The organism is Pseudomonas sp. p21 (assembly GCF_001642705.1).
GTDB lineage: Bacteria > Pseudomonadota > Gammaproteobacteria > Pseudomonadales > Pseudomonadaceae > Aquipseudomonas.
In genome coordinates this window covers 103422-124393 of record NZ_LWBV01000003.1, presented here as the reverse complement: position 1 = coordinate 124393, position 20972 = coordinate 103422, and the positions used below count along the sequence as shown (strand labels likewise).

The window sequence follows — 20972 nt, the reverse complement described above, 5'->3', positions numbered from 1 at the left end:
GAGGGGATTACGCGGCGGTCAGGGTGCGCTCGCCGAAAACGTCGTAAAACTTGCCTTCTGAGATGAAGTTGACAGGGTTTCCGTTGGCCAGGGCGTATGACTTCAGGCCCTTGGTGCTGCGAGTTCCCTGCAGGGTTTGGGTGAGGATTTCATCCTCGTATACGTTCACTGTATGGCTGTAGCCCGACGGATCGGTAACCGACACGGAATCGATGAGATGGGTTCTTTTCATTTCGTCTCCTACGGATGCGGGATGCATCGGTGGAGCAACTGGCTTCATAGCTCGACCAGCTTCGCCCGGGGTGTGAGAGGCTGGGTTGTCCTTCACCAATTGGTCCACCGATGCAGCCTGCGATGGGGAGCAGGGCATCGGGCCAGTCTTTCCGGCCGTCAAGGTATTCAGCCCAGGTGCAGGGCTAGCATGCCGCGGTCCATGATGTGCAACTCGTCGGTGCTGTTCATGATCTCGCGCAGCTTATCGACGCCACCGGCAATGCCGGTTACCGCTGCAACCACTTGCAGCTGACCGCGACGATCCGCATTGCGCAGGGCCGATCGGATTCGGTCGTCCTGCTTTCTGTCATTCAGGTTCATCGTCTTGCCCTCCAGGGCGGTTGATTTCCCGTCTGGCCCTGTCGCCAAGGCCAGCCAGTGAAATTGCCTGTCGCTCATTTGATTTGGTTGGTCGGGGTCGGCCGCCATGACTCGATCAGACTGTCCTTGCCCCAGTAGCAGTCCTCTGCGCGACGGTCATGGAACTCCTTGCCGTCGGCATATCGAACATCAACACGACCGCTTGCATGGCGCGGCCTCCCATTGTTTCGTTCCCAGCCTCGCCACGAACTCATATCGGCGTTCCTCCAGTGGATTCCCAAAGCACCCGGTCGCCCAGGTGCTTCAGTGAATCTCGTGGTGTTTCTCCGCACCCGCTTACCAGGTCATCCACTCAGTTCGGTCAACACCTCGTCCGCCGTCGCAGTGGGCTGCGCGTGGGCAGGCTTTCGGGCCTGTCGGATCGCCGGTCGCCGGTAGAGGCAAGTGCGGTTTTGTTCATCGGTTTACTGACCTCCCACCGATGGAGCCGGGAGTGACCTAACCGGCTGGGCCGGGTAGTCGGGCATGGCGCAGGTTGTTAAAGAGCGGTGAGGCTTGAGGGCCTCTGCAGTCCCTCGTGAGTGACTGCTGTGTTGAGGCAAATATCACGCAATGTGTTTTTTATGTCAACACGAAATGTGATTTATTTTTTCGAGGCCGTTTTGAAATTCTTCCAAGCGAAGCGTGTTCACCTTTCACAAGGCGTGATGTATGCTCTGCTCAATACTGGATGGATGTACAGTTAGCGGAGGAAGGAATGGCCACGCAGAAGAAGTCGGCGCCGCAGGCGCGCCAGGAAATGACCGGGCTGGAACGCCTTGGCCTGCGGGTTTCATCGATGATCAATCACCCGATCGCGCAGACTCAGCGCTGGGTGACGATCCATCGCCTGGACACGGATGGAGACAGGGAGTGGGAGGAGGTGATGGGGCTGCTGGCCGAAACGCCGGAGCTGGACCTGACGTTCAATGACGACGAGAGCGTGACGGTTCGGTGGGAGCCGCAGAGCGCAGACGATCGAGACGACCTGGTCGCGGAGAGGGATTGGCAGGAGGAGAGGGTGGAGGAACAGCTAACTATCTGAAGAGAAAAGAAAAGCCCTTCCTGGAAGGAAGGGCTTTTCGGGTAGGCATTACGCCGGAGATCGATGGAAGCGCGACTCCTTTCGCATCGACAATCTCTTTATGGCCGGGGGGATGGATTTTGTCAAGTGTTGTCGTCAAGGATGAAGTCGATGGTTTCCCTGATTTCGGGGGCGGCGTTCACGACTTTAATTTTCTTATAAGCACTCATCCCTAGAATCTTTATTGGTGAGGCGAGTAGGGCGCTCAGAAAACTATGTGGAGAGCTAACGACATTGTCAAAATCTATAACAATGGACTTCCCTTCTTCAATTGCTGGGAATACTCGCTTGTCGCGGAATCGTATGGCAGCCTCTTTGTCTTCTGCATATTTACCAAAGAAATTAAAGATTCCAATCACGAACCGTGAATTTTCCTCATTACTATCGCCTAGCTTCTGTTCTTTATCTGCTGCATCACGAAATTCCTGCATCATCTTATGCAGAAGGAAAGTGGTATTTTGCTCAAGTCGTAGGGAGACGAGTACAAGAGTTCCCGGCCATGGGTTGATTAATTTTCTCTGGGTTACATCTCTGGGTGAAATATGTACGAGGCCGTTGCGAGACAAAACGTGCATATCGGCATTCAGGCGGCGAATGATGTTTGACGAAATGTATAGGCCCATGCCGGCATTATTTTTCGTTCTGTATGGGTCGGATCGTCCAAACGTACCGGAAACTTTAGGACGGAGGGCAAACTCAATAGCCTCCTCGTCACTCTCTAGGGGAGGGAAAGCCTGTTCTATGTGTTTTTTGATCCCGATTCCGAGGTCTGCGATAATGAATTGGATCTCATTCCTGCTCTTGTACCACGTAAACTGGACAAGGGAGGGTATTCGAGTGTTGCCTTGGTAACACGTTCCATGCTCCATGGTGTTGTATAGGAGTTCGCTGAGTACATATCGTAGAGTGCTTTCATACTCAACGTTGAACCCCTTTGTGTAACTCTCCGCAGATTGGATGATTGAACCGAAATCGGCCGCATTTCGGAGGGCAAATAGCGGTTTGAACTGGTGGCCTTTGAATTGTTGCTCGTCATTGAACAGAACAGGAAATAGGCCGCGAGCACCCATGCTTCGCCACATTTCGCTTGCTCCAGTGCCCCTGTCATTTTCAATGAATGTGACTCTGCACCCTTGAGCCTTAAGCTGCCATCCATAAATAGCTAACAGAGATAAAGCTTGGTAATTGGCTGTGTGGCATTGGGTTAGATCAATCTCTACCGGGGTGTTATGAATGTCCCAATTGAAGAAGTCCATGAGTCTGTCAAAGTTATAGACATCATGTTCTTTAAAAGAGAATCTCGGGGGCAAAGTTAGCCGCTCGGCTCTTTGCTTCTCAAGCGCTCTTTTAAGCTCTTCAAATCCTTCGTGGTACATCATTCCTTCCTTCTGAGTATGTTCAGCGAGATAGGCGTAGCTAATGGAATTACAGTCACGCGCGTTGCTAAAAGAAACCGGGTTTGGGCCTGTCCGGCTGCGAGTAATTTCACACTAGATGAGCATTCCACACCAGCAGCACCCTGGCCTGGATGTAGGTCATATCCCGGCGGATCAGCCGATCCTTGTGCCTCGGGTTGTCCGAAATCATCTCGAAGTGCTCCTCATCAGCCACCTGCAGGCGCTTGATGTAGAGCAGGTCATCCCAGACGAAGAGGTAGATCCCGTCGCCCACGAACTCGCGGACGTTGATGTTCACGATCAGCGGGTCGCGGTGCTTGATGGTGGGCTCCATCGACTGGCCCCATCCGGTGACCACCTTCAGGTGGAAGTGCTCTTCGAACTCGACGCCCAGCTCACGGAGATGGCTCGGGCTGACGCGGATGTCCTTGAGCAGCTCTGGAAAGTCGTGCGCGCTCTGACCTCCGCCCATCGATGCCCGGACATCGTAGTGGGCAATCCACACCTCATCACCTACCAGGCCTGGGCGGGAGAAGTCAGCCTCAATCACGTTTGACGGTTGCGGCTCCTCAGCTGCTGCGAGAAGCCGGCGGCGCGCCTCTTCGGAAAAGCCTTTTCCGCTCTTTGCGAGCATCTGCTTCACAAGATCGGCCATGCTCCGCTCAGGCGCGGCAGTTGGTTCAGGCGCCGGCGAATTCAGGAGCAGCTCGGACTGGTCCACGCCCAAGGCTGCTGCCATCGAGGCGATATCCGCCAAGGTAGGCTCGCGAGTGCCGACCTCATAGTTACCAACCCGGGATTGCGATTTCCAGCCGCAGGCCTCAGCAAGTTGGGCCTGGGACATCCCTTTGGCTTTTCTCAGGCGCTTGATGCGCTGGCTCAATGATTCGTTCATGCGCGGAATTTCATCACGAAACGAAATACCCGGCTTTCACTTATTGTGATTGCAATTAACACGATGCGTGTTTATCCTTCGGTCATCAATGGAGGAAGACCGTATGAACCAAGTCCGAACGATCCGCGAAAGGGCTGGCGTTACCCAGGCAGCGCTGCGCCGTCAGCTCGGCTGGAATCAGTCCCGCCTGGCGAATTACGAATCAGGCCTCAGGAATCCGGGCCTTCAAGAGGCGCGCCAAATCGTGGAAGCGCTGAACGTCCTGGGCGCCAGTTGCGCCCTTGATGATGCCTTCCCGCCGGCACAAGTCGCCGCCTAACCAATTCCAACTGCAAGGAGCTACTCCCGCATGTACGCCAACCGCAATCACCTGCATGACCGCGAGATCAAGGTCCGGGTCGATGAGGACACGTTCGAACTGATTCAGGCGCTGGCCAAGTTTCACCGCACCCAGCGCGCCGTGCTCTGTCGTGAGCTGCTCGAAGCTCAATTGGCCGCCCTGGCTTCGGAGAATACCGGCGATCAGAACGTGGCCTGAAGGCCCGTAGGAGGCCCCATGCCGATTGAAGACATCGGATTGGACCAGGGACTGATGGAGCAACTGGAGCGAGAGGCGACGAGACGGGGCATCAGCCCTGAAGCGCTCGCAGCCGACCTGATCCGTCGAGAACTGGCCAACCGAACCAAGCCCCGCAGTCCGCGGGGGGCAGTAATGCCGTTCCACCGAAAGGCCTGAATAGGCCCTGACGCGTAACTGATAAGCCCGACCGACCTACTGAAGCAGCAGCGAGCAGGGGATCACTTGATGGCCTACGACGACAAAGCACACCGACACGACCACCAGGTCAAGGTCCGCTTGGATGACGAGGACTTCAACGAGCTGAAGGGATACGCCCTGGAGCTCAAGGCTCAGCACAGCGTGTTGGCCCGGGAAATCATCCTGGCCGCGCTGGCGTTCAAGAAAGAGCACGGCCACCTGCCGCTGATCAACGAGAAGAAGGCCAGGGCCTGAATAGGTCAAGGGAGGACGAATGTCGCCTGCAAACGAAGCGGTACAGCAGCACGACGTAGAGGTCGCCCGGTTCCGCCGGAATGACTTCGCGGACCTGGAGGCCTGGGCGGAGGAGGTTGGTGTCAGCACCGACGAGCTTGCCGCGCAGATCCTGAAGAAGGCCACGCACTTCCTCGCGCAGCGGGGGAAGCCCAAGAGCAACAACGTGGTGCCGTTCGCGGCGCCGAGGTAACCGTCCGATCCCTAATTAGGGACCCGGGCGCCAGTCCCTGATAAGGGACGCCAAAACGCAGAGACAAAAAAGCCGGGATTGCGGCCCGGCTCTCTGCATAACAAAAACTCTGTTCAGGAATTTTACCTATGCAGACCCAAAGTGTACAGGCCCTGTCCAGGCCCGCGCCACAAAATGCGAACCACGATTTCGTGGCGCGCACGATGTCGTCGCGAGAGATCGCCAGCTTGACTGGCAAGCGTCACGCCAACGTTAAGCGTGACATTGTGGCCATGCTGGCCGAACTGAAAGCAGATGTACTCAGTTTTGAGCACATCTACTTGGACGGGCAGAACCGCGAGCAGGTCGAGTATCTGCTTGATCGCGAGCACACCGACTGCTTGCTGACCGGCTATAGCGCTGGGCTGCGCATGAAGGTGATTCGCCGCTGGCGTGAACTGGAAGGCCAGTCCGAAGCACGCCAGGCGGTCATGGCCAACGGCACCAAGGTGATAGGCGAGATCGCCATCATGGAGTGCTTCACGCGCCTCCTGAAGCCAGCCGCGTCTTGCCAGATGCAGATGCTGACCAAGATCGCCGAGAACAACGGCCTCGATCCTAAGTTCCTGCCCAGCTATGCCGTGGATGCGCCGGCTGACGCAGCTGGCGGCAGTTCGTTGCCGACCAAGGCCCTGACCGCCTTGCTCAAGGACAACGGCATTCGCATGTCGCCAGCTTCGTTCAACAAGGCGCTGCAGCAGGCCGGCCTGCTCAAGGTCATGCAGCGCAAGAACTCCAAGCAGGAGACGGTCACGTTCTGGGCAATCACCGACAAAGGGCTTCGCTATGGCAAGAACTTGACCAGCCCTCAATGCCCACGCGAAACGCAGCCCCACTGGTACGTGGATCGCTTCCCTGAACTGGTTGAACTGGCAGGGAAGGGTCGCCCATGAAAGTCGTGACTCTTGTTGTTGAAGCCCCTGTCGAGCCGATTCACCTGGGCATGCAGCTGGCGGGCGGACGTGTCACCGCTGCCGGAATCGGTGACTACTCGTTGTATTGCGAGCTCATGGAGGCAGCCAAGGAACTCGTTTTGCTGATCGAGAACGGCGTTCATCCGCGTCACGAGTCGCTCGAGGTTGCTGCGAAGGCTGTCCGCGATCTGATCACCAGCCTCGATGATGAGGGCGATCAGATCCATTCCGAGAACGACGCACTGCGAGAAGACGCTAAGCGGTATCGCTACATGCGCGACTTCCCCTACAACAACTGCGCCCGGGCGGTAGGGATTACCGATGGGCGCCATTTCTGGCTTGAGTCCGAAGCTGCCGACCAGGCCATCGATAAGGCGATGGCCGATGACGCGGAGCTTCTTGCCTGCATGGCCAAGGAGCACGGCCAATGACCGACATCCCGCGTCAATTCAAGGGCGTATGGATCCCTGCCGAGGTCTGGCTCGACCACTCCCTGTCGATCACCGAGAAGGTGATGATGGTGGAGATTGGTAGCCTGCAAGACCCTGTCCGCGGCTGCTACGCCAGCAACAGCCATTTCGCCAGGTTCTTTGGCCTGTCGAGCTCTCGCGTGTCCGAGATCATCAGTGCTTTGTCGGCCAAGGGTCTTTTGCGGGTCGAACTGATCCGTGATGGTCGGCAGGTCGTAGAGCGTCGTGTGCGTCTCACGAACCTATTCGGAAAGTCGAATACCTATTCGGAAAACACGACGACCCTATTCGGAAAACACGGTGACCCCTCTTCGGAAAAGGCGGAGGAGAGTAATACAAAGAGCAACAGTACAACTGAGGGTGAGCGCGCGGCCGCCAAGGCGTCCCCGACCGCTTCGCGCAAGGCCTCGAAGTTTGACCCTCTGACCGCCTGCCCGTCCAACGTCAACACCGCCGTATGGGCCGACTGGTGTCAGCACCGTAAAGAGATCCGCAAGCCGCTGACCGCCACCACCTGCGCGAAGCAGGCCAAGACCCTGGCCGGCCACCACGCACCCGACGCGGTGATCAACCAGTCGATCAGCAACGGCTGGACCGGCCTGTTCCCGGAGAGGGTGCTGCCAGGTGCCCAGCAGGGCCAGCGCCGCAGCGGTCCCGACTTCAACGACATCAGCTGGGCTGATGACCTGGGGGGCTTATGACCGCACAACCGAAACTGCGCAGCGTGACGCAGATCATGGCCACGGCCCGCAACCTGCCAGCCGAGGTGCAGGCCCCGGCGAAGCAACTGGACCCAGGCACCACCGAAGTGGTCAACGCCCTGTTCAAGGAACTGCAGGCCATCTTCCCGGCGTGGAAGCAGGCCTGGCCGGATGACGAGGCCCTGAAAGCTGCCAAGCGCAGCTGGATCAAGTCCTTCGTAGCCGCGGGCATCAACACGCTCGAGCAGATCCGCTTCGGCATCCAGAAGTGCCGGGTGCTGGGTACCGACTTCGCCCCGAGCAGCGGCAAGTTCATCAAGCTGTGCCAGCCGACCCCGGAAGAGATGGGTATTCCGCCGCTTGCGCGGGCCCTGGCAGAGGCGCTGGAGAACTTCCACCCCAGCAGGGCAGGTTCCCGTGTTTGGTCGCATGCAGCGGTGCGCCACGCGGCCCTGCAGTGCGAGGCGCACAACCTGGGTTCGATGGAGGTGGAGCGCGCCGAGAAGGTGTTCGCCCGGGCCTACGACATCACCATCCGCATGCTGGTCGCCGGCGAGCCACTGGGCGACATCGCCACCGGCATCGGTCACGACAGCCAGAAGAGCATGGTCGAGCTGGCCGACGAGTACGCCAGCCAGAAGCAGGTCCGCCTGCTGGAGATTCAGCAGATCCCAACCAGCGCCGCCGCGTGCCGTGCACACCTGCTGGCCAAGTTGAACATCAAGCGCGCCGGGCAGCCGGCCGGGGAAGGGGTGTGATGCGAAATTACCTCAAGGCAGTCCTGATGATCGTCCTGGCTCCGACCGTGATCATCGCGGCATCTGCTGCCTTCACCCTGTGGGTCAAGTTCGCCGTAGGGCTGGATCTTTGGTTGCCCGCGAAGCTGGTCCTCATGGCAGGCCCGGCGATCCTGCTGGCTGCCATTCCTACCGCCTGGCTGCTGAACAAGCTTGAGGAGAAGCACTGATGGACACCAACAAGATGCGCGAGCAGTTCGAAGTTGCGTTCGCTCAAGCAACTGCCCTTCAGGGCGAAAAGAATGGCGCCTCTGAGCGAATGAAAGAGTTCATGCGTGACGAGCTTCTGCAGGCCATCCAGGAAGCTCGAGTGGGCGACTCGTATTCGCAGGCTGGGGTTGCTGCGGCATGGTGGGCCTGGCAGGCCTCGCGCGAGGCTGTGGTGGTGGAGTTGCCGAAGTTCGACGACTACCCGGCCAGCATTGAGCGTGACATGCGTGAGTCGCTGCGTTCTGCGATCGAGGTCCAGGGCCTGAAGGTGGCGCCATGAGCATGAGAAGCCTATTGATCCGGATGCGAGTAATGGACGCGCAGATGACCCTGTCGAGGTGGTACCTCGGTTGGGACCTGTACAGGGCCATGCCGTTTCCAGGCGTGCGCGGAAGAGGGCTGCACGACAAAGCCAAGGGCCTGGTCGAACATGACCGCGAGCTTATCCGGTCGATGGCTGAACTGGAGGGCCGCGCCCATGGCTGAAAAGATCAGCGTGAACAGTCAGTCCAAGCTCTCCGAGGCCGTGACCATGCTCACCCGCATGTTCCGCGACAAGAAGTTCGTCGTGGTCAGCATGCGCCCGGGTAAGGACCGCACACTGGACCAGAACGCGCTGTGGTTCGCCATGTACGACCGAATCGCCAAGAGCACCGAGATGGGCGACATCGAGGATGTGCGCCGGTACTGCAAGCTGCATTTCGGCGTGCCGATCATGCGGGCCGGCTGCGCAGAGTTCCGCACCGGCTGGGCCGAGTCGTTCATCCACCTGCCGTATGAGGTGAAGCTTCGCCTGATGGGGCCGTGCGCGATGTTCGGGCCGGATGGCTTCCCGGTTACCCGACTGTTCGATCGGGCCCAGGGCTGCCAGTACACCGACCGCATCGTGGCCGAGTTCGCGCCGCAGGGCGTGGTGTTCAGCGACTTGCTCAGCGAGGAGGCGGCATGAGCGACGGACTTGGAATCACAACGCAAACCACTGTGTTCCTCTCGGCCGAGAAGGTCGTGAAAGAGATGGACGCCGAGGATATTGGCTCCTTCTGTTCCGCAGTGGCTCAGCGACTGGATCAAGAGTACGCCGGGCGCGCCGGTGCCGCGGCGGACTTCGCCAGCGGGCTAAGTGAGATGGGCTGCCGGTTCCTGGCCGAGGTAGTCACGAGCTTCTACCAGCGGCAGAAACGGGAGGATCGCTGATGACTGCGATCAAGGAGATCAAGCTCAAGAAGTGCAAGGCACCAGGTTGCGGCAAGCCCTTCAAGCCGACCATGACCACACAGAAGGTGTGCAGCATCGCCTGTGCGCTGGCCATGTCGAAGGATTCGAAGGTGCAGAAGGTGGCAGCCAAGGCCATCACCCGGCAGGCCCGGGAAGACCTCAAGGCACGCCGGGAGAAGCTGAAGAGCCGGGCCGAGTACGCCAAGGAAGCCCAGGCAGCGATTAATCGCTACGTTCGCTTGCGGGACGCTCACCTTGGCTGCATCAGTTGCAGCAAGCCGGCCTCATGGCAGGGGCAATGGCACTGCTCCCACTTCCGTAGCGTCGGCGCCGCCCCGCACCTGCGCTTCAACCTCTGGAACATGAACAAGTCCTGCAGCGCCTGCAACAACTTCCTGAGCGGAAACATCATGGCTTACAGGCCGGCGCTCATCGAGAAGATCGGCCAGGCCAAGGTTGATTGGCTGGAGTGCAACAGCGACGTCGCTCGTCACGACATCCCATATCTGAGGCGGGTCAAGGCGGTGTTCAGCAAGAAAGCGCGGCGCCTCGAAAAACGGCAGGAGGAGGTTTGCTATGGGTAGCGAGGTAATTCCGCTCAGGACCTTTGTGGAGCAACGCTCAGGGACAAACCGGTCGATGGGTGTATTCCAGTGCTGCACATGCAGCGTCGAGTTCTCGTCGCGCATGGATCGCTTGAAGTCCATGACTGGGTGCTGTCCGCCCTGCGCCAACAAGCGGGGAGGGCGCACGCGCTCCACGCACGGCCTCAACAACGCCAACAGTCGACTCCACGTCACCTGGGCAAACATGAAGCGCCGCTGCCTCAATCCTCGGGGTTCGGAGGTGGAAAAGTACGCCGGCGTCACCCTCTGTGATGAGTGGATGAACTTCGAGCCGTTCATGGAGTGGTCCCTGGCGAATGGCTACACCGACCAACTGACCTTGGACCGTATTGAGTCGAGCAAAGGGTATTGCCCTGAGAACTGCAGATACGTCGATTACAACGTCCAGGCGGCGAATCGGAGGATCACGGACAAGAACACCAGTGGTCATGTCGGAGTCTCGTGGGACAGGGGTAAGTGGGTGGCGAAAGTCCAGTGGCAGCGTAGACAGATTCGTCTCGGCAGGTTTGACGATATCGATCAAGCGATCAAAACCAGGAACGAATACCTGGATCTTCATGCTCTGCCCCACAAGAGGTCCTGAAGCGATGAGGATAAGCCGAGCAACCATCGAAGACCTGCAGGCCATCAAGGCTCTGTACCGGCAAAAACTAAAAGACCTGAGGAGGGCAGCGGCATGACGCCAGCGTGGGGGTTTTTGATTATGGCTGCCCTCATGGTGGTGGCCGGTGTGGCGCTGTCATGGGCAGGCGCCGTGCGCCGCAAGCGCAGCTACGAAGAATTCATCTTGAGCAAGGCCAAGCAGGCAGGGGGCAAGCAATGAAGTATCAGAGCGTTTTGGCGGCAGTAGTGCGTGCCCTCGCGGCAGAAACCATGAGCGGGGTGGGCGGCGGCGACTTCGAGCCGAAGGTCCAGGCCTCGAAGCTGAAGGGGGAGATCTCCGGGAAGGATGCGGCGATGCTGGTCGACTGCTGGGTGCACGCCCGCCTGCACAGCAAGCTGATCCCGCGGCACTGGAATGCGCTGACGGCCAGGTTCTCGACCCACAAGGCCAAGAAGGTGGATGCGATCGGCAAGCTGGTACCGCTGATCGCCACGCAGGCGCCGAACCTGTTTCGGTACAAGGCGGTCACCGCCTGGGCAATTCCACCGGTGAAGGGCGTGCAGGCGCACTCGGGGCATGAGGTGGCCAGCCGGTCGGCCCGAGAGCGCGCAGAGTTCGATTCCCTCACCGCTGGCGTGGGCAAGCATCTGGCTGGCGGAGAGATGCCAGAGGACGCCGGGCAGGCGCGCCGCGAGCAGTATGTGAAGCGCTCCACCGACATGATCGTGCTCCCGGCCGAGTTCTACGACATAAACACCTGGGACCTTAATGCGAATAGCGAACGGACGAGGCAGCGGTGGCGAAAAAAAATTTTCGATACACTAACGGAAATGGTTGACGAGGCACTTGAATCAGCCGAGACAATTCTCGCGAGCGAGGGTGTGTTGGTCGCAACCGAAATGGCTGGTGCTGCTTAAGGAATTGTATGGAAGCGTTAACCCCTGTTGTTTGGTTTCCTGTGGTCACCCTCGTTCTGGGGCTAGTCTTGAAAGCGGCTTTTGATCTTCTAACTGAAAGGCGAGTGGAAGAAAAAGAGAGAAAAATAAGGGTCGAGAAGCGGAAAGAGCTTATTCAGCAGCAGCGATTAGAAAATCAGCGAAAGCTTTTGATTGAGATTCAGGAGGTGCTGGCCAAGCTCATGAGGTCCGTCTCTCGCCAACATCTGGAAGACGTTAGCAATTACCGGGCTTCTGGCGAGTGGGCGAAGGAGAAGCTTTCTGAAGAAGTGAGCGCCGCAACCATGGAGGCGTTTCGCCAGGCCAATCTTTTGCGCGTGAGGGTGCTCGACGACAATCTGAGGCAGCAGATCTCTGATCTGACCTCTCTCTGCTCAAAAGTGACGAGGGCTAAATCAGAACAGGAATCAGAGCTTGAATGGATGGAATCAGGATATTTCTTCCATAACGTGAATGAACGACTAGGAGAGGTTTTGAGAGCTTACGAAAAATCGGAGCTCGCGCATTTGGACGATTGACTTAGTTGTCGCTGTGTCGCATTATTTCTCCATCCTGTCATTCCTGCGCATGTTGAGGAGTGACCACAAAAGCCCCGCCAGAGAAATCTGCCGGGGCTTTGTCGGCTTTGGCTTAGGAGAATCAAATGTCCAGAGCAAAACGCCGACACGATACACGCCGAATCAAGGCCCGCTTTTACCTCAAGCAACGAGCCCAGGAATGCTGGGCTACTGATGCTCGCAACGCCGGCCTGTTCGCCAATCACGGGAAAGTCTGCTCCTGCTGGATGTGTGGCAATCCACGCAGACTGGGATGCCTGACCATGCAGGAGAGGCGCGCAGACTTGCAGATTGCAGAATAGTCGCCGATAGCCCAGCATTTGCTGGGCTTTTTCGTTTTTGGAGATCAGCATGAAGAGCTCATACCGCCAAGCTGTTGAGTCAGTTATTGCTCAAGAGGCAAAGCTGGCGGAGGTGGTCAGGCTGCATGCCGAAGCAGTTGACCGAGAGAAGCAGCTCGCGGCTGCGCTGCGATCCAACCAAGAGACGCTTGAGCGCTACGAGGCGCGCGTGACCGAGCTGGAATCGCAGATATTGCAACCACCGGCCCAGCAGTCAGAACCCAAGGTATGAGTCGAGCACCGAAGGCCATTCTAAGGCGCCCTTTGTAGCCTTCTGTTTGTTAGTGATATCGATTACAACCATGATGTCTTTGGTTGAATTGAAGTCGGTGCCGACATACAGGGCTGAACAAAGTGCATCTGCAGTCATGTCAAGCTCGAAGCAGTAAAACGATGTCGTTTCGTCCCAGTGCCTATAGCTAGTTAGCTCGTTGATTTTCCTTACGAACGAGTCATACCGCTCGCTGCGAGTGTCATCAGACTTGAATTTAAAGGTGACGATAAAGCTTGCCATAGTTCCATCCTGTGTCGCGGTTGTAGGGATTGCGACGATAGCATGGGGCCATGCTTTCTCTTCTCCTCGGCCTTGTCCAAGCCCCCATAGGGCCTCAAGAGTCCCGGCCAAGCGCCGGGATTTTTGTTCCAGCAAGAAACGCAACTGCAGCCAGGGCAGGCCCTAACGGGACAGCCTGGACACTGCTAGCCGGTAGTGTGGTGTACGGAAAAAACACCGGCAGCCCGCGCACTCTGACCTCACATGCTTTCAGGGTGGCGCGTGACCGGATCGGCGAGACTGGTGCATTGGGGTGCCAGCGCTGCAATGGTCTTCGGCGGACAGGTGGGGAGAGACCCACACAGATTCAGGCCGGCTCGACAGATACCACCAGGCGCTTACCGAGCGCGGCCAGTGCATTCTCGAGAGCCTCCAGCTTCGTGCCGTGCATGAAGTCCACTAGCCGGTCGCCCTGGCTCTGACTTACGCCGAGCAGGCGGCACAGATCAGCTTTGCGCATGCCTTTTTCAACCATCGAGTTCCACAATTCGATCTTCGCCACGGTGAGTGCGGTCAGCGTTACTACGGGCTGGCCCTCTTCAGGTGCCGGTGCTTTGGGGATCGCTCGACGTTGGTCAACGTAAATCGAAAGTGCGGCAGGCATCAGGATGCTGGCTTCGGCCAAGGCTTCCTCCAAGTCATCCCCGGCGGCGTTGAACTCGGGAATGGTGTCGCAGGTGAGCGCAACACCTGGGCTGTCTTCGGTATGCACAGTTACCGGGTAGTCAAACATTTCTAGCCCTCCCTTGGGCGGCTCTCTGAGTGATGTTCGCGAGGCGAGGTGATGATTCGACTCAAACGGTGGTAGGGGCTCATTTGAGCCCCAGTTGCTTGATGATTCCTTTCCGGGTTCCTTCTTTCATTTCTTTTGCACCGTGATCCGGAAAGATCGTTTGTTTGCCTTCGAAGTAGAGTTTGAAATGGCTCGTTCCGTTTAACGATTCGAACCTTACTCCTCTGGCTTTCAGCCACCGTTTGAACTCGTTGTAACTCATCACCTCGCCTCGTTGTTGTGTGAGCTCAGTATACAGCAAATTTGCTTTGCGTACAGCAAATTTGAGTTATTATTTTCATTCCAGCGGGAGCCGAGCGCATGGAGCTTTTTCACCGCCTGCTCGAAAAGCTCGACTGGGCTATAGCGGGCCTATTGGGGGCCTTGGTTGCCACCCGGTGGCACAAGGACGACCTGACGGACCGCAAGGCTTGGATCCTCTTCCTGCTGACCGGCATGGCCTGCGCCCACTACCTGACCGGAATGGTCAGCGCCTACTTCGGCATCGTGGAGCCTCGCAGCGTGGCGGGGGTAGGGTTTCTGCTTGGAACGTTCGGCGGGTCGCTCATCGCCGCAGTCACCCGCGCTATCAAGGCCGCTGATCTCTGGTCTGTCATCAGGTCCAAGTTCGGAGGGCCTAACGGATGATTTTCGAATACATCAACGCTCTGGCGGCTGGGGTGATCGCCCTGTGGGCATCCTGGGCCGTGCTGAGTGGCAAGGTTCGAGACGGTGTGATTGGCAAGATCCTGTACTCGATCATCGCGCTGAGCGGCTACGCCATCCTGGCCAGGTCGGACCGCATGTTCTTCAACCCAAACACAGCTGGGGTAACGATGCACGTCGCCCTGGCCATGGCAGGCCTGCGCCACATGTTCGTGGTCACCTACTGGCCCAAGGTAAAGCGCTGGATCTGCCAGCGACTGGATTGCGACATGTGCAAGCGGTCTAGTTGACCGCGCCACAAAACAGAGATGCGCCGTTTCGTGGCGCGACTATGGAGATTTCCAGATGGGCCAGCTTCCTGACATGACCGGTGCGTTCATCATGCTGGGCCTGATGTGTGCCGTTGCAGGATGGGCATTCATTGAGGGCCTGATCTGGGTCTTCTCGCACTTCCGCGTGGTGCTTGCATGAGCAAGGTCACCCGCATACGCCATGAGCTTCCGGTCAGCATGGATATCGTCCACGCGGTGGCCGAGTTCGATGCTGCCCTGGTGAAGGCGATTGATTTCGCCAAGGCAGCCGGCCTTCCTCAGGGGCTGCTGGTCGGCTTGCTGCATGGTCACGCGCATGCCGAAACCCACAAGATGGTGGCCGAATGAACGTGATTGAGCTGAAGCCGCGAGGTTGCGAAGAGCCGCACGCCTCCGGCGAATGCATCTGCGCGAACTGTCGGCATGAATGGGTGGCGGCTGCCCCGGTAGGAGTCACTCAGCTGGAGTGTCCGAAGTGCGGCACCCATTGTGGCGCGTTCAAGTATCCATTCGGCCCGCAACCAGGTGACGAGGCATTCCACTGCAACTGCGGTAGCGAAACATTCTTCATCATGCGCAAGACAGGCCAAGCCAGTGGCGCGGTTCACTGCCGTAACTGTGGTGTAGAAGCGACCGGATGGTTCAGGTGAGGGTTCATGAGCAGACCAATCCCACCAGCCGACCTACTCGAATCGCTCTGGTTGACCCTGCGCCCGGCCATCGGTGTGTGGGACTGGGTACAGAGCGAATTCCTCGCCGACACCGGCAGCATCCATAACCCAGAGCATGCCCACCTGATGGACGCCAACATCGGCGTGCTCTGGGCGTCCAGCGGATTCGCCAAGCAGGGCCGGGTCGTCCTTGGCCAAGCCGAGCAGCTGGTGTTCCGCGCCGGTGGATGGCAGAAAGCTCGGCAAGAGCAGCAGATGCGGGAATGGTTCGGTGAGGAGCCGGACTACCTCATCACCCTGGCTGCCGACTACTGTGCCCAGTGCACCGACGCCGAGTTCTGCGCTTTGATAGAACACGAGCTGTACCACATCGCCCAGGCGACTGATGAGTACGGCGCACCCAAGTTCACACAGGACGGGCTACCCAAGCTGTACCTGCGCGGCCATGACGTCGAAGAGTTCGTCGGCGTGGTTCGCCGCTACGGTGCCGGGCATGACGTACAGCAGCTGATCGACGCTGCAAGCCGGCCGCCAGAGGTGGCCAAGATCAACATTTCGAGGGCCTGCGGAACCTGTCTGCTCAAGTCTGCCTGACCCCTGACAGACCCACGACGGATGAAAACCTATGGCGGCCCTGAGCAACGAGGTGAAAGCCTTCATCGTTCAGGCCCTGGCCTGTTTCGATACCCCCTCGCAAGTCGCGGCAGCCGTCCGAGAAGAATTCGGCCTTGAGGTTACCCGGCAGAAGTGTGAGGCGCACGACCCGACCAAGCGTGCTGGGCGTGACCTGGCCAAGCGCTGGGTAACTCTGTTCGAAGACACTCGTAAGCGCTTCCGCGAGGAGACGGCTGAGATACCGATCGCCAACCGAGCGTTTCGGCTTCGTGTGCTGGGGCGGATGGCTGAGAAGGCCGAGAACATGAAGAACATGGCCCTGACGGCTCAGCTGCTGGAGCAGGCGGCCAAAGAGGTCGGCGATGTCTACGTGAACCGCCAGACCAAGAACGAGAATCCCCACGACAACGTGCCGCCCACCCGGGTGCAGGTTGATGTGGTGGATGCGAGGAAGCCTGATGCCGTCACTTAACGTGCCCCAGGCCAGCTTCCTTCGGATGGAGAACAAGTTCCGCGGCTTCGTCGCCGGGTTCGGCTCGGGCAAGACCTGGGTAGGCTGCGCGGCGCTGTGCAAGCACGTGTGGGAGTGGCCCCGAATCGACTCCGGCTACTTCGCCCCGACCTACCCGCAGATCCGCGACATCTTCTTCCCCACCATCGAGGAGGTCGCCTTCGACTGGGGCCTGAAGGTCAAGACGAAGGAGAGCGACAAGGAGGTCGAGTTCTACAGCGGCGGCCAGTACCGCAGCACGACCATCTGCCGCTCAATGGAGAAGCCGCAGACTATCGTGGGCTTCAAGATCGGGCACGCCCTGGTCGATGAGCTCGATGTGCTGCCCGCACTGAAGGCCGAACACGCCTGGCGCAAGATCATTGCCCGGATGCGCTACAACGAGCCAGGGCTGAAGAACGGCGTGGATGTGACCACGACCCCTGAGGGGTTCAAGTTCGTCTACCAGCAGTTCGTGAAGCAGCTTCGGGAGAAGCCGGCCCTGCAGGGCATGTACGGCCTGGTCCAGGCCAGCACGTTCGACAACGAGCTGAACCTACCGCCTGACTACATCCCGTCGCTGATGGAGTCGTACCCGGCCCAGTTGATCATGGCCTACCTGAACGGCCAGTTCGTCAACCTGAACTCCGGGTCGATCTACCACGCCTACGACAGGAAGCTGAATTCCTGCTTCGACACCGTAGAGCCTGGAGAACCCCTGTTCATTGGCATGGACTTCAACGTCGGCAAGATGGCGGCGATCGTTCATGTCAAACGGCCTGACGGAAAGCCCAGAGCGGTGGATGAGCTGATCGACGGCTTCGATACCCCGGACATGATCCGGCGCATCAAGGAGCGCTACTGGCGGCACAACGGCAGGGGCTACGAGAAGACCTGCGAGATCAGGATCTACCCCGACGCCTCGGGCGGGTCACGCAAGTCGGTGAACGCCAGCGAGACGGACATTGCCATCCTGCGCCAGGCCGGCTTCAGCGTCATAGCTCCCGATGCCAACCCGCCAGTGAAAGACCGCATCAACGCCATGAACGCGATGTTCTGCAACGCGAATGGCGAACGCCGCTACCTGGTCAACCCGCTGCGCTGCCCGACCTATGCGGACGGCCTGGAGCAGCAGGTATGGGCGGCCAACGGCGAGCCCGACAAGAAGTCCGGCGTGGACCACGCGAACGACGCGGGTGGCTACTTCATCCACCACGACTACCCGATCAGCAGGCCGGTTACCCACGTACCAATCACGTTCACTTTCTGAGGCCACCCATGCCGAACTTCATTCCCCGGGCAGAGTACTCGGAGGCCTTGCCCGGCTGGCAGCTGGTCAAGCGCTGCGTGGCCGGCGCCCGTGAGGTGCGCAAGCACGACGAATACCTGCCGATGCCGGACCCGGAGAACAAATCACCGGAGAACCTGGCGCGGTACAAGCAGTACAAGAAGCGAGCGATGTTCCTGAACATCACCGGGCGTACGCGTACCGGCCTGCTGGGCGCGGTGTTCCGCAAGACTGCGGAGCTGACCCTGCCCGCGGGCGTGGAGTACCTGAAGGAGAACGCCAGCGGCGACGGCACGAGCCTGGAGCAGCTTTCCAAGGATGCTGTAGGGGAATGCCTGGATGCTGGCCGTGGCGGCTTCCTCGTGGATTTCCCTGCGGTTGAGGGCGTGTCCTCGATGGCGGACATGCAGGGCCGGCGCGCCCTGATCCACCACTACGACGCCGAGTCGATCATCGACTGGGATGAGCAGGTGATCGATGGCGTGAAGCGTCTGGTCTATGTCTGTCTGCTCGAGCGCGTGTCTGCATTCAGCCCGGACAGCTTAGAGCGCACCACTGATACCCAGTACCGGGTGCTTCTGCTGATCGAAGGTAGGTATTTCCAGCGTGTCTACGCAAAGGATGGCAATACCTTCACGGAGTTCGCACCGCTCGACAAGAACGGCCGGGCCTTCGACCACATCCTGTTCAGCTTCTACGGCGCCCAGAACAACGACGCCAGCATCGACAAGTCGCCGCTGGAAGACCTGGCCGACGTAAACATCCTGCACTACGGCAACAGCGCCACAGTGGAAGAGAGCGGCTTCATCAGCAGCCAGCCCACGCTGTTCATCACCACCGACATCAGCGCGGACGATTTCGCCAAGCTTAACCCCAACGGTATCCACATCGGCTCTACCCGCGGGTTCAACCTCGGTAAGTCCGGTGACGCAAAGCTTGTCCAGGCGGACGAGAGCCAGCTCTCTCGCACGCTGATGAAGGACAAGGAAGAGCAGATGCTGATGATCGGCGCACGCATCGTCCAGAAGGCGGGCGGTGCCGAGACAGCAGAGGCCGTTCGTATTCGCTACAGCTCGGACAACAGCGTGCTGGGCACCATCGCCGGCAACGTGTCCGAGGCCCTGAAACGGGCCATCCTCGACGCCGAGCGCTTCATGATGGACGAGCCGGACGAGGACGGGACGGTCTTCTGGCTCAACCAGTCGTTCTTCGACGAGACGATGACCGCTCAGGACATCCTGGCCCAGGTCCAGCTCTGGCAGCAGGGCATCATCGCGAAGTCCGACCTGCGCACCAATCTGCGCCAGGGCGGTGTGATTGAGGCTGACCGCACCGACGAGCTCATCGACGATGAACTGGCCCAGCAGCCGCCGGTGACCGGCAACGACACCGGAGGCGGCGAGGATGAGCAGTGACGGCTACCTGTCAGACGCGGCGACTCGCCACCAGGTGCACGTGCAACGCTACGCCGGGGGAAGCCTCAAGCGCCTGGCCAAGTTCATCACGAAGGCCATTGGCACCGCCAAATCGCGCGTATCAGAGGGATTGAGCCGTTACGGCACCCAACGGTACGAGAAGCAAATTCAGGAGCTACAGGGCGAACTCGCTGGTGTCTACGGCGAGATGAAGCAGCAGGCAGTGCTCGACCTGACTGAGTTCGGCGGCTACGAGGCCGAGTTCAACCTGACCCTACTTGGCAAGGTCGTGAAAACGGTCGTGCAACTGAACAGGCCCAGCATCGAGCAGGTCGCCGCCGCAGTGCTGGCCGATCCGCTCGACTTGGAAGTCGGCAAGGGTCGGCAGCGCATCAGCATCAACGGCGCGCTCGACCAGTACGGCACCAAGAAGAGCGCCGAGATCATCAGCGAGATTCGCATGGGGTCGGCACTGGGCGAGACAACCGGCCAGATCAGTCGCCGGCTGACGTCACTGGGCGTCCAGCAGCGCGATCAAGCTCAGGCCCTGGTCAACACCATGACCAACCACATCGCCACCACGGCGCGGGTGGAAGTGCTCAAGGATAACGACGACATCCTCAAGGGGATGCGCCGGATCGCCACCTTGGACAGTCGAACCACGCTGTTCTGCATGAGCATCGACCAGACGATCATCCCACTGGATGGTCCGAAGCCGCCGTATCACTGGCGGTGCCGGACTACGGTAATCCCGGTGCTGAAAGACGAGTTCGCCAGGGAGATCCCCGGTTCGACCAGGCCAGCTATTGGCCCGAATGGCGTTGAGCAGGTGAGCAGCAAGACCAGCTACGGCGAATGGCTGGCGCGGCAGCCCGCGGCGTTCCAAAAGGATGTGCTGGGCCCAGCCCGCTATGAGTTGTTCAGCAAGGGCGAACTGACGCTGGACAAATTCGTAGATGACAACGGGAAGACCCTTACCCTGCAGCAACTGCGACAACGCGAAGCGGTTACTTTCAAGCAGCCGACTGGTGAGTTCACGGTGTATGACATTGGTTATCCGGTGGCAAAACCGGATGTATCCACGCCTGCGCGACGGACCGCAGTCGAGCTCGAAAATCGAATTCGTAGCGACGCGCTGGAAACGGGAGCGTTCATTGGTGACGACGGCTCGATTCTGCTTCAGCGTCAGGGTCAGCCTGATCGTGTCGGCTTCCCAGTGAGCGAGTTCGGCAAGCTGAAGGGAACGACCTTCACCCACAATCATCCGGGCAATAGCCCGTTCTCGATTGAGGATGTTGAGCTTGCATCCTACATTGGCCTGTATGAACTGCGGGCCGTCGGCCCGACCCTTCGCTATTCGATGGTTGCTGAAAAGGGATGGCCAAGTGGTGAGGTCGTCGACAAGCTGTCTGGCCAGGTCGAGCAAGAGGCCGTAAAACGCGTGTATGATTTGGTCAATCGAGGCGAGCTTGAACGCGAGCATACCCAGTCGGAAGCTGAACACCAGT

Annotated in this window: 35 protein-coding genes and 2 pseudogenes; 31 read left to right on the top strand and 6 right to left on the bottom strand. The window is 59.0% G+C overall.

What is annotated here, in order from left to right; all coding sequences use genetic code 11:
- Positions 1 to 7 precede the first annotated feature (7 nt).
- Both A4C63_RS09995 and A4C63_RS26745 read right to left on the bottom strand, forming a co-directional pair.
- Positions 8 to 232, bottom strand: a complete 225-nt coding sequence (locus tag A4C63_RS09995; RefSeq protein WP_063912528.1) for a hypothetical protein — start codon at positions 230 to 232, stop codon at positions 8 to 10.
- A gap of 167 nt (positions 233 to 399) precedes the next feature.
- Entirely contained in the window at positions 400 to 702 is a 303-nt protein-coding gene (locus tag A4C63_RS26745) for a hypothetical protein (protein ID WP_256202919.1), read from the bottom strand.
- A 649-nt stretch (positions 703 to 1351) separates the two neighbouring features.
- Here A4C63_RS26745 and A4C63_RS09985 point away from each other — a divergent pair.
- A complete protein-coding gene (locus A4C63_RS09985) occupies positions 1352 to 1678 on the top strand; it encodes a DUF1654 domain-containing protein (protein ID WP_063913063.1) in 327 nt (108 codons plus the stop codon).
- 122 nt (positions 1679 to 1800) lie between these two features.
- Here the strand turns inward: A4C63_RS09985 and A4C63_RS09980 are convergent, their stop codons facing one another.
- Both A4C63_RS09980 and A4C63_RS09975 read right to left on the bottom strand, forming a co-directional pair.
- Positions 1801 to 3093: an STAS-like domain-containing protein gene (locus tag A4C63_RS09980; RefSeq protein ID WP_063912526.1), complete on the bottom strand. Its 1293-nt coding sequence runs from the start codon at positions 3091 to 3093 to the stop codon at positions 1801 to 1803.
- A 109-nt stretch (positions 3094 to 3202) separates the two neighbouring features.
- A complete protein-coding gene (locus tag A4C63_RS09975; protein WP_063912525.1) occupies positions 3203 to 4009 on the bottom strand; it encodes a LexA family transcriptional regulator in 807 nt (268 codons plus the stop codon).
- Between the two features lie 103 nt (positions 4010 to 4112).
- Between A4C63_RS09975 and A4C63_RS09970 the strand changes: the two genes are divergently transcribed.
- From A4C63_RS09970 to A4C63_RS09880, 21 genes and pseudogenes are all read left to right on the top strand, one after another.
- Positions 4113 to 4328 carry a helix-turn-helix transcriptional regulator gene (locus A4C63_RS09970; RefSeq protein WP_009397152.1) on the top strand — a complete coding sequence of 72 codons (216 nt, stop codon included), beginning with the start codon at positions 4113 to 4115 and terminating at the stop codon, positions 4326 to 4328.
- 30 nt (positions 4329 to 4358) lie between these two features.
- Positions 4359 to 4547, top strand: coding sequence for a hypothetical protein (locus A4C63_RS09965; RefSeq protein WP_039615332.1), 189 nt, complete (start codon positions 4359 to 4361; stop codon positions 4545 to 4547).
- 18 nt (positions 4548 to 4565) lie between these two features.
- A complete protein-coding gene (locus tag A4C63_RS09960; RefSeq protein ID WP_039615331.1) occupies positions 4566 to 4745 on the top strand; it encodes a hypothetical protein in 180 nt (59 codons plus the stop codon).
- Between the two features lie 69 nt (positions 4746 to 4814).
- The gene (locus A4C63_RS09955) at positions 4815 to 5021 is read left to right on the top strand and encodes a hypothetical protein (RefSeq protein WP_027907143.1); all 207 of its coding nucleotides are present in this window, start codon (positions 4815 to 4817) and stop codon (positions 5019 to 5021) included.
- A 19-nt stretch (positions 5022 to 5040) separates the two neighbouring features.
- Positions 5041 to 5253 carry a hypothetical protein gene (locus A4C63_RS09950; protein WP_027907142.1) on the top strand — a complete coding sequence of 71 codons (213 nt, stop codon included), beginning with the start codon at positions 5041 to 5043 and terminating at the stop codon, positions 5251 to 5253.
- A gap of 203 nt (positions 5254 to 5456) precedes the next feature.
- Positions 5457 to 6185, top strand: coding sequence for a Rha family transcriptional regulator (locus A4C63_RS09945; protein WP_082888329.1), 729 nt, complete (start codon positions 5457 to 5459; stop codon positions 6183 to 6185).
- Entirely contained in the window at positions 6182 to 6637 is a 456-nt protein-coding gene (locus tag A4C63_RS09940; protein WP_063912523.1) for a hypothetical protein, read from the top strand. Before A4C63_RS09945 ends, A4C63_RS09940 begins: the two co-directional genes overlap by 4 nt.
- Positions 6634 to 7377 (top strand): helix-turn-helix domain-containing protein, encoded by a 744-nt coding sequence (locus tag A4C63_RS26650; protein ID WP_218186506.1) that lies wholly within the window; start codon positions 6634 to 6636, stop codon positions 7375 to 7377. The genes A4C63_RS09940 and A4C63_RS26650 overlap by 4 nt, the downstream gene beginning before the upstream one ends.
- The gene (locus A4C63_RS09930; RefSeq protein ID WP_063912522.1) at positions 7374 to 8135 is read left to right on the top strand and encodes a replication protein P; all 762 of its coding nucleotides are present in this window, start codon (positions 7374 to 7376) and stop codon (positions 8133 to 8135) included. The genes A4C63_RS26650 and A4C63_RS09930 overlap by 4 nt, the downstream gene beginning before the upstream one ends.
- Positions 8135 to 8344 (top strand): hypothetical protein, encoded by a 210-nt coding sequence (locus A4C63_RS09925; protein WP_156510870.1) that lies wholly within the window; start codon positions 8135 to 8137, stop codon positions 8342 to 8344. The genes A4C63_RS09930 and A4C63_RS09925 overlap by 1 nt, the downstream gene beginning before the upstream one ends.
- Positions 8344 to 8664, top strand: coding sequence for a hypothetical protein (locus A4C63_RS09920; protein ID WP_156510869.1), 321 nt, complete (start codon positions 8344 to 8346; stop codon positions 8662 to 8664). The genes A4C63_RS09925 and A4C63_RS09920 overlap by 1 nt, the downstream gene beginning before the upstream one ends.
- Positions 8661 to 8870: a hypothetical protein gene (locus tag A4C63_RS09915; protein ID WP_063912520.1), complete on the top strand. Its 210-nt coding sequence runs from the start codon at positions 8661 to 8663 to the stop codon at positions 8868 to 8870. Before A4C63_RS09920 ends, A4C63_RS09915 begins: the two co-directional genes overlap by 4 nt.
- Positions 8863 to 9333 carry a hypothetical protein gene (locus A4C63_RS09910; RefSeq protein WP_063912519.1) on the top strand — a complete coding sequence of 157 codons (471 nt, stop codon included), beginning with the start codon at positions 8863 to 8865 and terminating at the stop codon, positions 9331 to 9333. Before A4C63_RS09915 ends, A4C63_RS09910 begins: the two co-directional genes overlap by 8 nt.
- Positions 9330 to 9578 carry a hypothetical protein gene (locus A4C63_RS09905; RefSeq protein WP_039615284.1) on the top strand — a complete coding sequence of 83 codons (249 nt, stop codon included), beginning with the start codon at positions 9330 to 9332 and terminating at the stop codon, positions 9576 to 9578. Before A4C63_RS09910 ends, A4C63_RS09905 begins: the two co-directional genes overlap by 4 nt.
- Positions 9578 to 10183 (top strand): recombination protein NinG, encoded by a 606-nt coding sequence (locus tag A4C63_RS09900; RefSeq protein WP_063912518.1) that lies wholly within the window; start codon positions 9578 to 9580, stop codon positions 10181 to 10183. Before A4C63_RS09905 ends, A4C63_RS09900 begins: the two co-directional genes overlap by 1 nt.
- Entirely contained in the window at positions 10176 to 10808 is a 633-nt protein-coding gene (locus A4C63_RS09895; protein WP_063912517.1) for a hypothetical protein, read from the top strand. Before A4C63_RS09900 ends, A4C63_RS09895 begins: the two co-directional genes overlap by 8 nt.
- Positions 10809 to 10824: 16 nt before the next feature.
- Positions 10825 to 10905 (top strand): annotated as a pseudogene (locus tag A4C63_RS26740) (ninG protein); the annotation flags it as partial.
- The gene (locus A4C63_RS26535) at positions 10902 to 11048 is read left to right on the top strand and encodes a hypothetical protein (protein ID WP_172827505.1); all 147 of its coding nucleotides are present in this window, start codon (positions 10902 to 10904) and stop codon (positions 11046 to 11048) included. The pseudogene A4C63_RS26740 and the gene A4C63_RS26535, both read left to right, overlap by 4 nt.
- Complete coding sequence (locus A4C63_RS09890; protein WP_063912516.1) at positions 11045 to 11746, top strand: hypothetical protein; 702 nt, start codon at positions 11045 to 11047, stop codon at positions 11744 to 11746. The genes A4C63_RS26535 and A4C63_RS09890 overlap by 4 nt, the downstream gene beginning before the upstream one ends.
- A gap of 8 nt (positions 11747 to 11754) precedes the next feature.
- Positions 11755 to 12303 (top strand): hypothetical protein, encoded by a 549-nt coding sequence (locus A4C63_RS09885; RefSeq protein ID WP_063912515.1) that lies wholly within the window; start codon positions 11755 to 11757, stop codon positions 12301 to 12303.
- A gap of 390 nt (positions 12304 to 12693) precedes the next feature.
- Entirely contained in the window at positions 12694 to 12915 is a 222-nt protein-coding gene (locus A4C63_RS09880) for a hypothetical protein (protein ID WP_063912514.1), read from the top strand.
- Between the two features lie 628 nt (positions 12916 to 13543).
- Here the strand turns inward: A4C63_RS09880 and A4C63_RS09870 are convergent.
- Both A4C63_RS09870 and A4C63_RS09865 read right to left on the bottom strand, forming a co-directional pair.
- The gene (locus A4C63_RS09870) at positions 13544 to 13969 is read right to left on the bottom strand and encodes a type II toxin-antitoxin system HicB family antitoxin (protein WP_063912512.1); all 426 of its coding nucleotides are present in this window, start codon (positions 13967 to 13969) and stop codon (positions 13544 to 13546) included.
- A gap of 79 nt (positions 13970 to 14048) precedes the next feature.
- Positions 14049 to 14231 (bottom strand): type II toxin-antitoxin system HicA family toxin, encoded by a 183-nt coding sequence (locus tag A4C63_RS09865; RefSeq protein ID WP_063912511.1) that lies wholly within the window; start codon positions 14229 to 14231, stop codon positions 14049 to 14051.
- A 98-nt stretch (positions 14232 to 14329) separates the two neighbouring features.
- Between A4C63_RS09865 and A4C63_RS09860 the strand changes: the two genes are divergently transcribed.
- From A4C63_RS09860 to A4C63_RS09825, 9 genes and pseudogenes are all read left to right on the top strand, one after another.
- A complete protein-coding gene (locus A4C63_RS09860) occupies positions 14330 to 14656 on the top strand; it encodes a hypothetical protein (RefSeq protein ID WP_063912510.1) in 327 nt (108 codons plus the stop codon).
- On the top strand, positions 14653 to 14964 hold the full coding sequence (locus A4C63_RS09855) for a hypothetical protein (RefSeq protein ID WP_063912509.1): 312 nt from the start codon (positions 14653 to 14655) through the stop codon (positions 14962 to 14964). Before A4C63_RS09860 ends, A4C63_RS09855 begins: the two co-directional genes overlap by 4 nt.
- Before the next feature lie 55 nt (positions 14965 to 15019).
- The gene (locus tag A4C63_RS26735) at positions 15020 to 15145 is read left to right on the top strand and encodes a hypothetical protein (RefSeq protein ID WP_256202918.1); all 126 of its coding nucleotides are present in this window, start codon (positions 15020 to 15022) and stop codon (positions 15143 to 15145) included.
- Positions 15142 to 15333: a hypothetical protein gene (locus tag A4C63_RS09850; protein ID WP_063912508.1), complete on the top strand. Its 192-nt coding sequence runs from the start codon at positions 15142 to 15144 to the stop codon at positions 15331 to 15333. Before A4C63_RS26735 ends, A4C63_RS09850 begins: the two co-directional genes overlap by 4 nt.
- 308 nt (positions 15334 to 15641) lie before the next feature.
- Positions 15642 to 16250 (top strand): putative metallopeptidase, encoded by a 609-nt coding sequence (locus A4C63_RS09845; protein ID WP_172827504.1) that lies wholly within the window; start codon positions 15642 to 15644, stop codon positions 16248 to 16250.
- A 31-nt stretch (positions 16251 to 16281) separates the two neighbouring features.
- Entirely contained in the window at positions 16282 to 16743 is a 462-nt protein-coding gene (locus tag A4C63_RS09840) for a DUF2280 domain-containing protein (RefSeq protein ID WP_063912507.1), read from the top strand.
- The gene (locus A4C63_RS09835; RefSeq protein WP_063912506.1) at positions 16730 to 18031 is read left to right on the top strand and encodes a terminase large subunit domain-containing protein; all 1302 of its coding nucleotides are present in this window, start codon (positions 16730 to 16732) and stop codon (positions 18029 to 18031) included. The genes A4C63_RS09840 and A4C63_RS09835 overlap by 14 nt, the downstream gene beginning before the upstream one ends.
- 8 nt (positions 18032 to 18039) lie before the next feature.
- Entirely contained in the window at positions 18040 to 19464 is a 1425-nt protein-coding gene (locus A4C63_RS09830) for a DUF4055 domain-containing protein (protein ID WP_063912505.1), read from the top strand.
- Positions 19454 to 20485: pseudogene (locus A4C63_RS09825) on the top strand (phage head morphogenesis protein); the annotation flags it as partial. The gene A4C63_RS09830 and the pseudogene A4C63_RS09825, both read left to right, overlap by 11 nt.
- Positions 20486 to 20972: the final 487 nt, after the last annotated feature.

Coding starts and splice junctions, on each gene's coding strand:
- A4C63_RS09895 (WP_063912517.1), top strand. CDS start 10,176: ATGGGTAGCGAGGTAATTCCGCTCAGGACCTTTGTGGAGCAACGCTCA.
- A4C63_RS26535 (WP_172827505.1), top strand. CDS start 10,902: ATGACGCCAGCGTGGGGGTTTTTGATTATGGCTGCCCTCATGGTGGTG.
- A4C63_RS09950 (WP_027907142.1), top strand. CDS start 5,041: ATGTCGCCTGCAAACGAAGCGGTACAGCAGCACGACGTAGAGGTCGCC.
- A4C63_RS09915 (WP_063912520.1), top strand. CDS start 8,661: ATGAGCATGAGAAGCCTATTGATCCGGATGCGAGTAATGGACGCGCAG.
- A4C63_RS09970 (WP_009397152.1), top strand. CDS start 4,113: ATGAACCAAGTCCGAACGATCCGCGAAAGGGCTGGCGTTACCCAGGCA.
- A4C63_RS09840 (WP_063912507.1), top strand. CDS start 16,282: ATGGCGGCCCTGAGCAACGAGGTGAAAGCCTTCATCGTTCAGGCCCTG.
- A4C63_RS09890 (WP_063912516.1), top strand. CDS start 11,045: ATGAAGTATCAGAGCGTTTTGGCGGCAGTAGTGCGTGCCCTCGCGGCA.
- A4C63_RS09920 (WP_156510869.1), top strand. CDS start 8,344: ATGGACACCAACAAGATGCGCGAGCAGTTCGAAGTTGCGTTCGCTCAA.
- A4C63_RS09955 (WP_027907143.1), top strand. CDS start 4,815: ATGGCCTACGACGACAAAGCACACCGACACGACCACCAGGTCAAGGTC.
- A4C63_RS09945 (WP_082888329.1), top strand. CDS start 5,457: ATGTCGTCGCGAGAGATCGCCAGCTTGACTGGCAAGCGTCACGCCAAC.
- A4C63_RS26650 (WP_218186506.1), top strand. CDS start 6,634: ATGACCGACATCCCGCGTCAATTCAAGGGCGTATGGATCCCTGCCGAG.
- A4C63_RS26745 (WP_256202919.1), bottom strand. CDS start 702: ATGGCGGCCGACCCCGACCAACCAAATCAAATGAGCGACAGGCAATTT.
- A4C63_RS26735 (WP_256202918.1), top strand. CDS start 15,020: ATGGGCCAGCTTCCTGACATGACCGGTGCGTTCATCATGCTGGGCCTG.
- A4C63_RS09855 (WP_063912509.1), top strand. CDS start 14,653: ATGATTTTCGAATACATCAACGCTCTGGCGGCTGGGGTGATCGCCCTG.
- A4C63_RS09900 (WP_063912518.1), top strand. CDS start 9,578: ATGACTGCGATCAAGGAGATCAAGCTCAAGAAGTGCAAGGCACCAGGT.
- A4C63_RS09865 (WP_063912511.1), bottom strand. CDS start 14,231: ATGAGTTACAACGAGTTCAAACGGTGGCTGAAAGCCAGAGGAGTAAGG.
- A4C63_RS09995 (WP_063912528.1), bottom strand. CDS start 232: ATGAAAAGAACCCATCTCATCGATTCCGTGTCGGTTACCGATCCGTCG.
- A4C63_RS09860 (WP_063912510.1), top strand. CDS start 14,330: ATGGAGCTTTTTCACCGCCTGCTCGAAAAGCTCGACTGGGCTATAGCG.
- A4C63_RS09975 (WP_063912525.1), bottom strand. CDS start 4,009: ATGAACGAATCATTGAGCCAGCGCATCAAGCGCCTGAGAAAAGCCAAA.
- A4C63_RS09985 (WP_063913063.1), top strand. CDS start 1,352: ATGGCCACGCAGAAGAAGTCGGCGCCGCAGGCGCGCCAGGAAATGACC.
- A4C63_RS09905 (WP_039615284.1), top strand. CDS start 9,330: ATGAGCGACGGACTTGGAATCACAACGCAAACCACTGTGTTCCTCTCG.
- A4C63_RS09925 (WP_156510870.1), top strand. CDS start 8,135: ATGCGAAATTACCTCAAGGCAGTCCTGATGATCGTCCTGGCTCCGACC.
- A4C63_RS09845 (WP_172827504.1), top strand. CDS start 15,642: ATGAGCAGACCAATCCCACCAGCCGACCTACTCGAATCGCTCTGGTTG.
- A4C63_RS09880 (WP_063912514.1), top strand. CDS start 12,694: ATGAAGAGCTCATACCGCCAAGCTGTTGAGTCAGTTATTGCTCAAGAG.
- A4C63_RS09940 (WP_063912523.1), top strand. CDS start 6,182: ATGAAAGTCGTGACTCTTGTTGTTGAAGCCCCTGTCGAGCCGATTCAC.
- A4C63_RS09885 (WP_063912515.1), top strand. CDS start 11,755: ATGGAAGCGTTAACCCCTGTTGTTTGGTTTCCTGTGGTCACCCTCGTT.
- A4C63_RS09830 (WP_063912505.1), top strand. CDS start 18,040: ATGCCGAACTTCATTCCCCGGGCAGAGTACTCGGAGGCCTTGCCCGGC.
- A4C63_RS09960 (WP_039615331.1), top strand. CDS start 4,566: ATGCCGATTGAAGACATCGGATTGGACCAGGGACTGATGGAGCAACTG.
- A4C63_RS09980 (WP_063912526.1), bottom strand. CDS start 3,093: ATGTACCACGAAGGATTTGAAGAGCTTAAAAGAGCGCTTGAGAAGCAA.
- A4C63_RS09930 (WP_063912522.1), top strand. CDS start 7,374: ATGACCGCACAACCGAAACTGCGCAGCGTGACGCAGATCATGGCCACG.
- A4C63_RS09870 (WP_063912512.1), bottom strand. CDS start 13,969: ATGTTTGACTACCCGGTAACTGTGCATACCGAAGACAGCCCAGGTGTT.
- A4C63_RS09965 (WP_039615332.1), top strand. CDS start 4,359: ATGTACGCCAACCGCAATCACCTGCATGACCGCGAGATCAAGGTCCGG.
- A4C63_RS09910 (WP_063912519.1), top strand. CDS start 8,863: ATGGCTGAAAAGATCAGCGTGAACAGTCAGTCCAAGCTCTCCGAGGCC.
- A4C63_RS09850 (WP_063912508.1), top strand. CDS start 15,142: ATGAGCAAGGTCACCCGCATACGCCATGAGCTTCCGGTCAGCATGGAT.
- A4C63_RS09835 (WP_063912506.1), top strand. CDS start 16,730: ATGCCGTCACTTAACGTGCCCCAGGCCAGCTTCCTTCGGATGGAGAAC.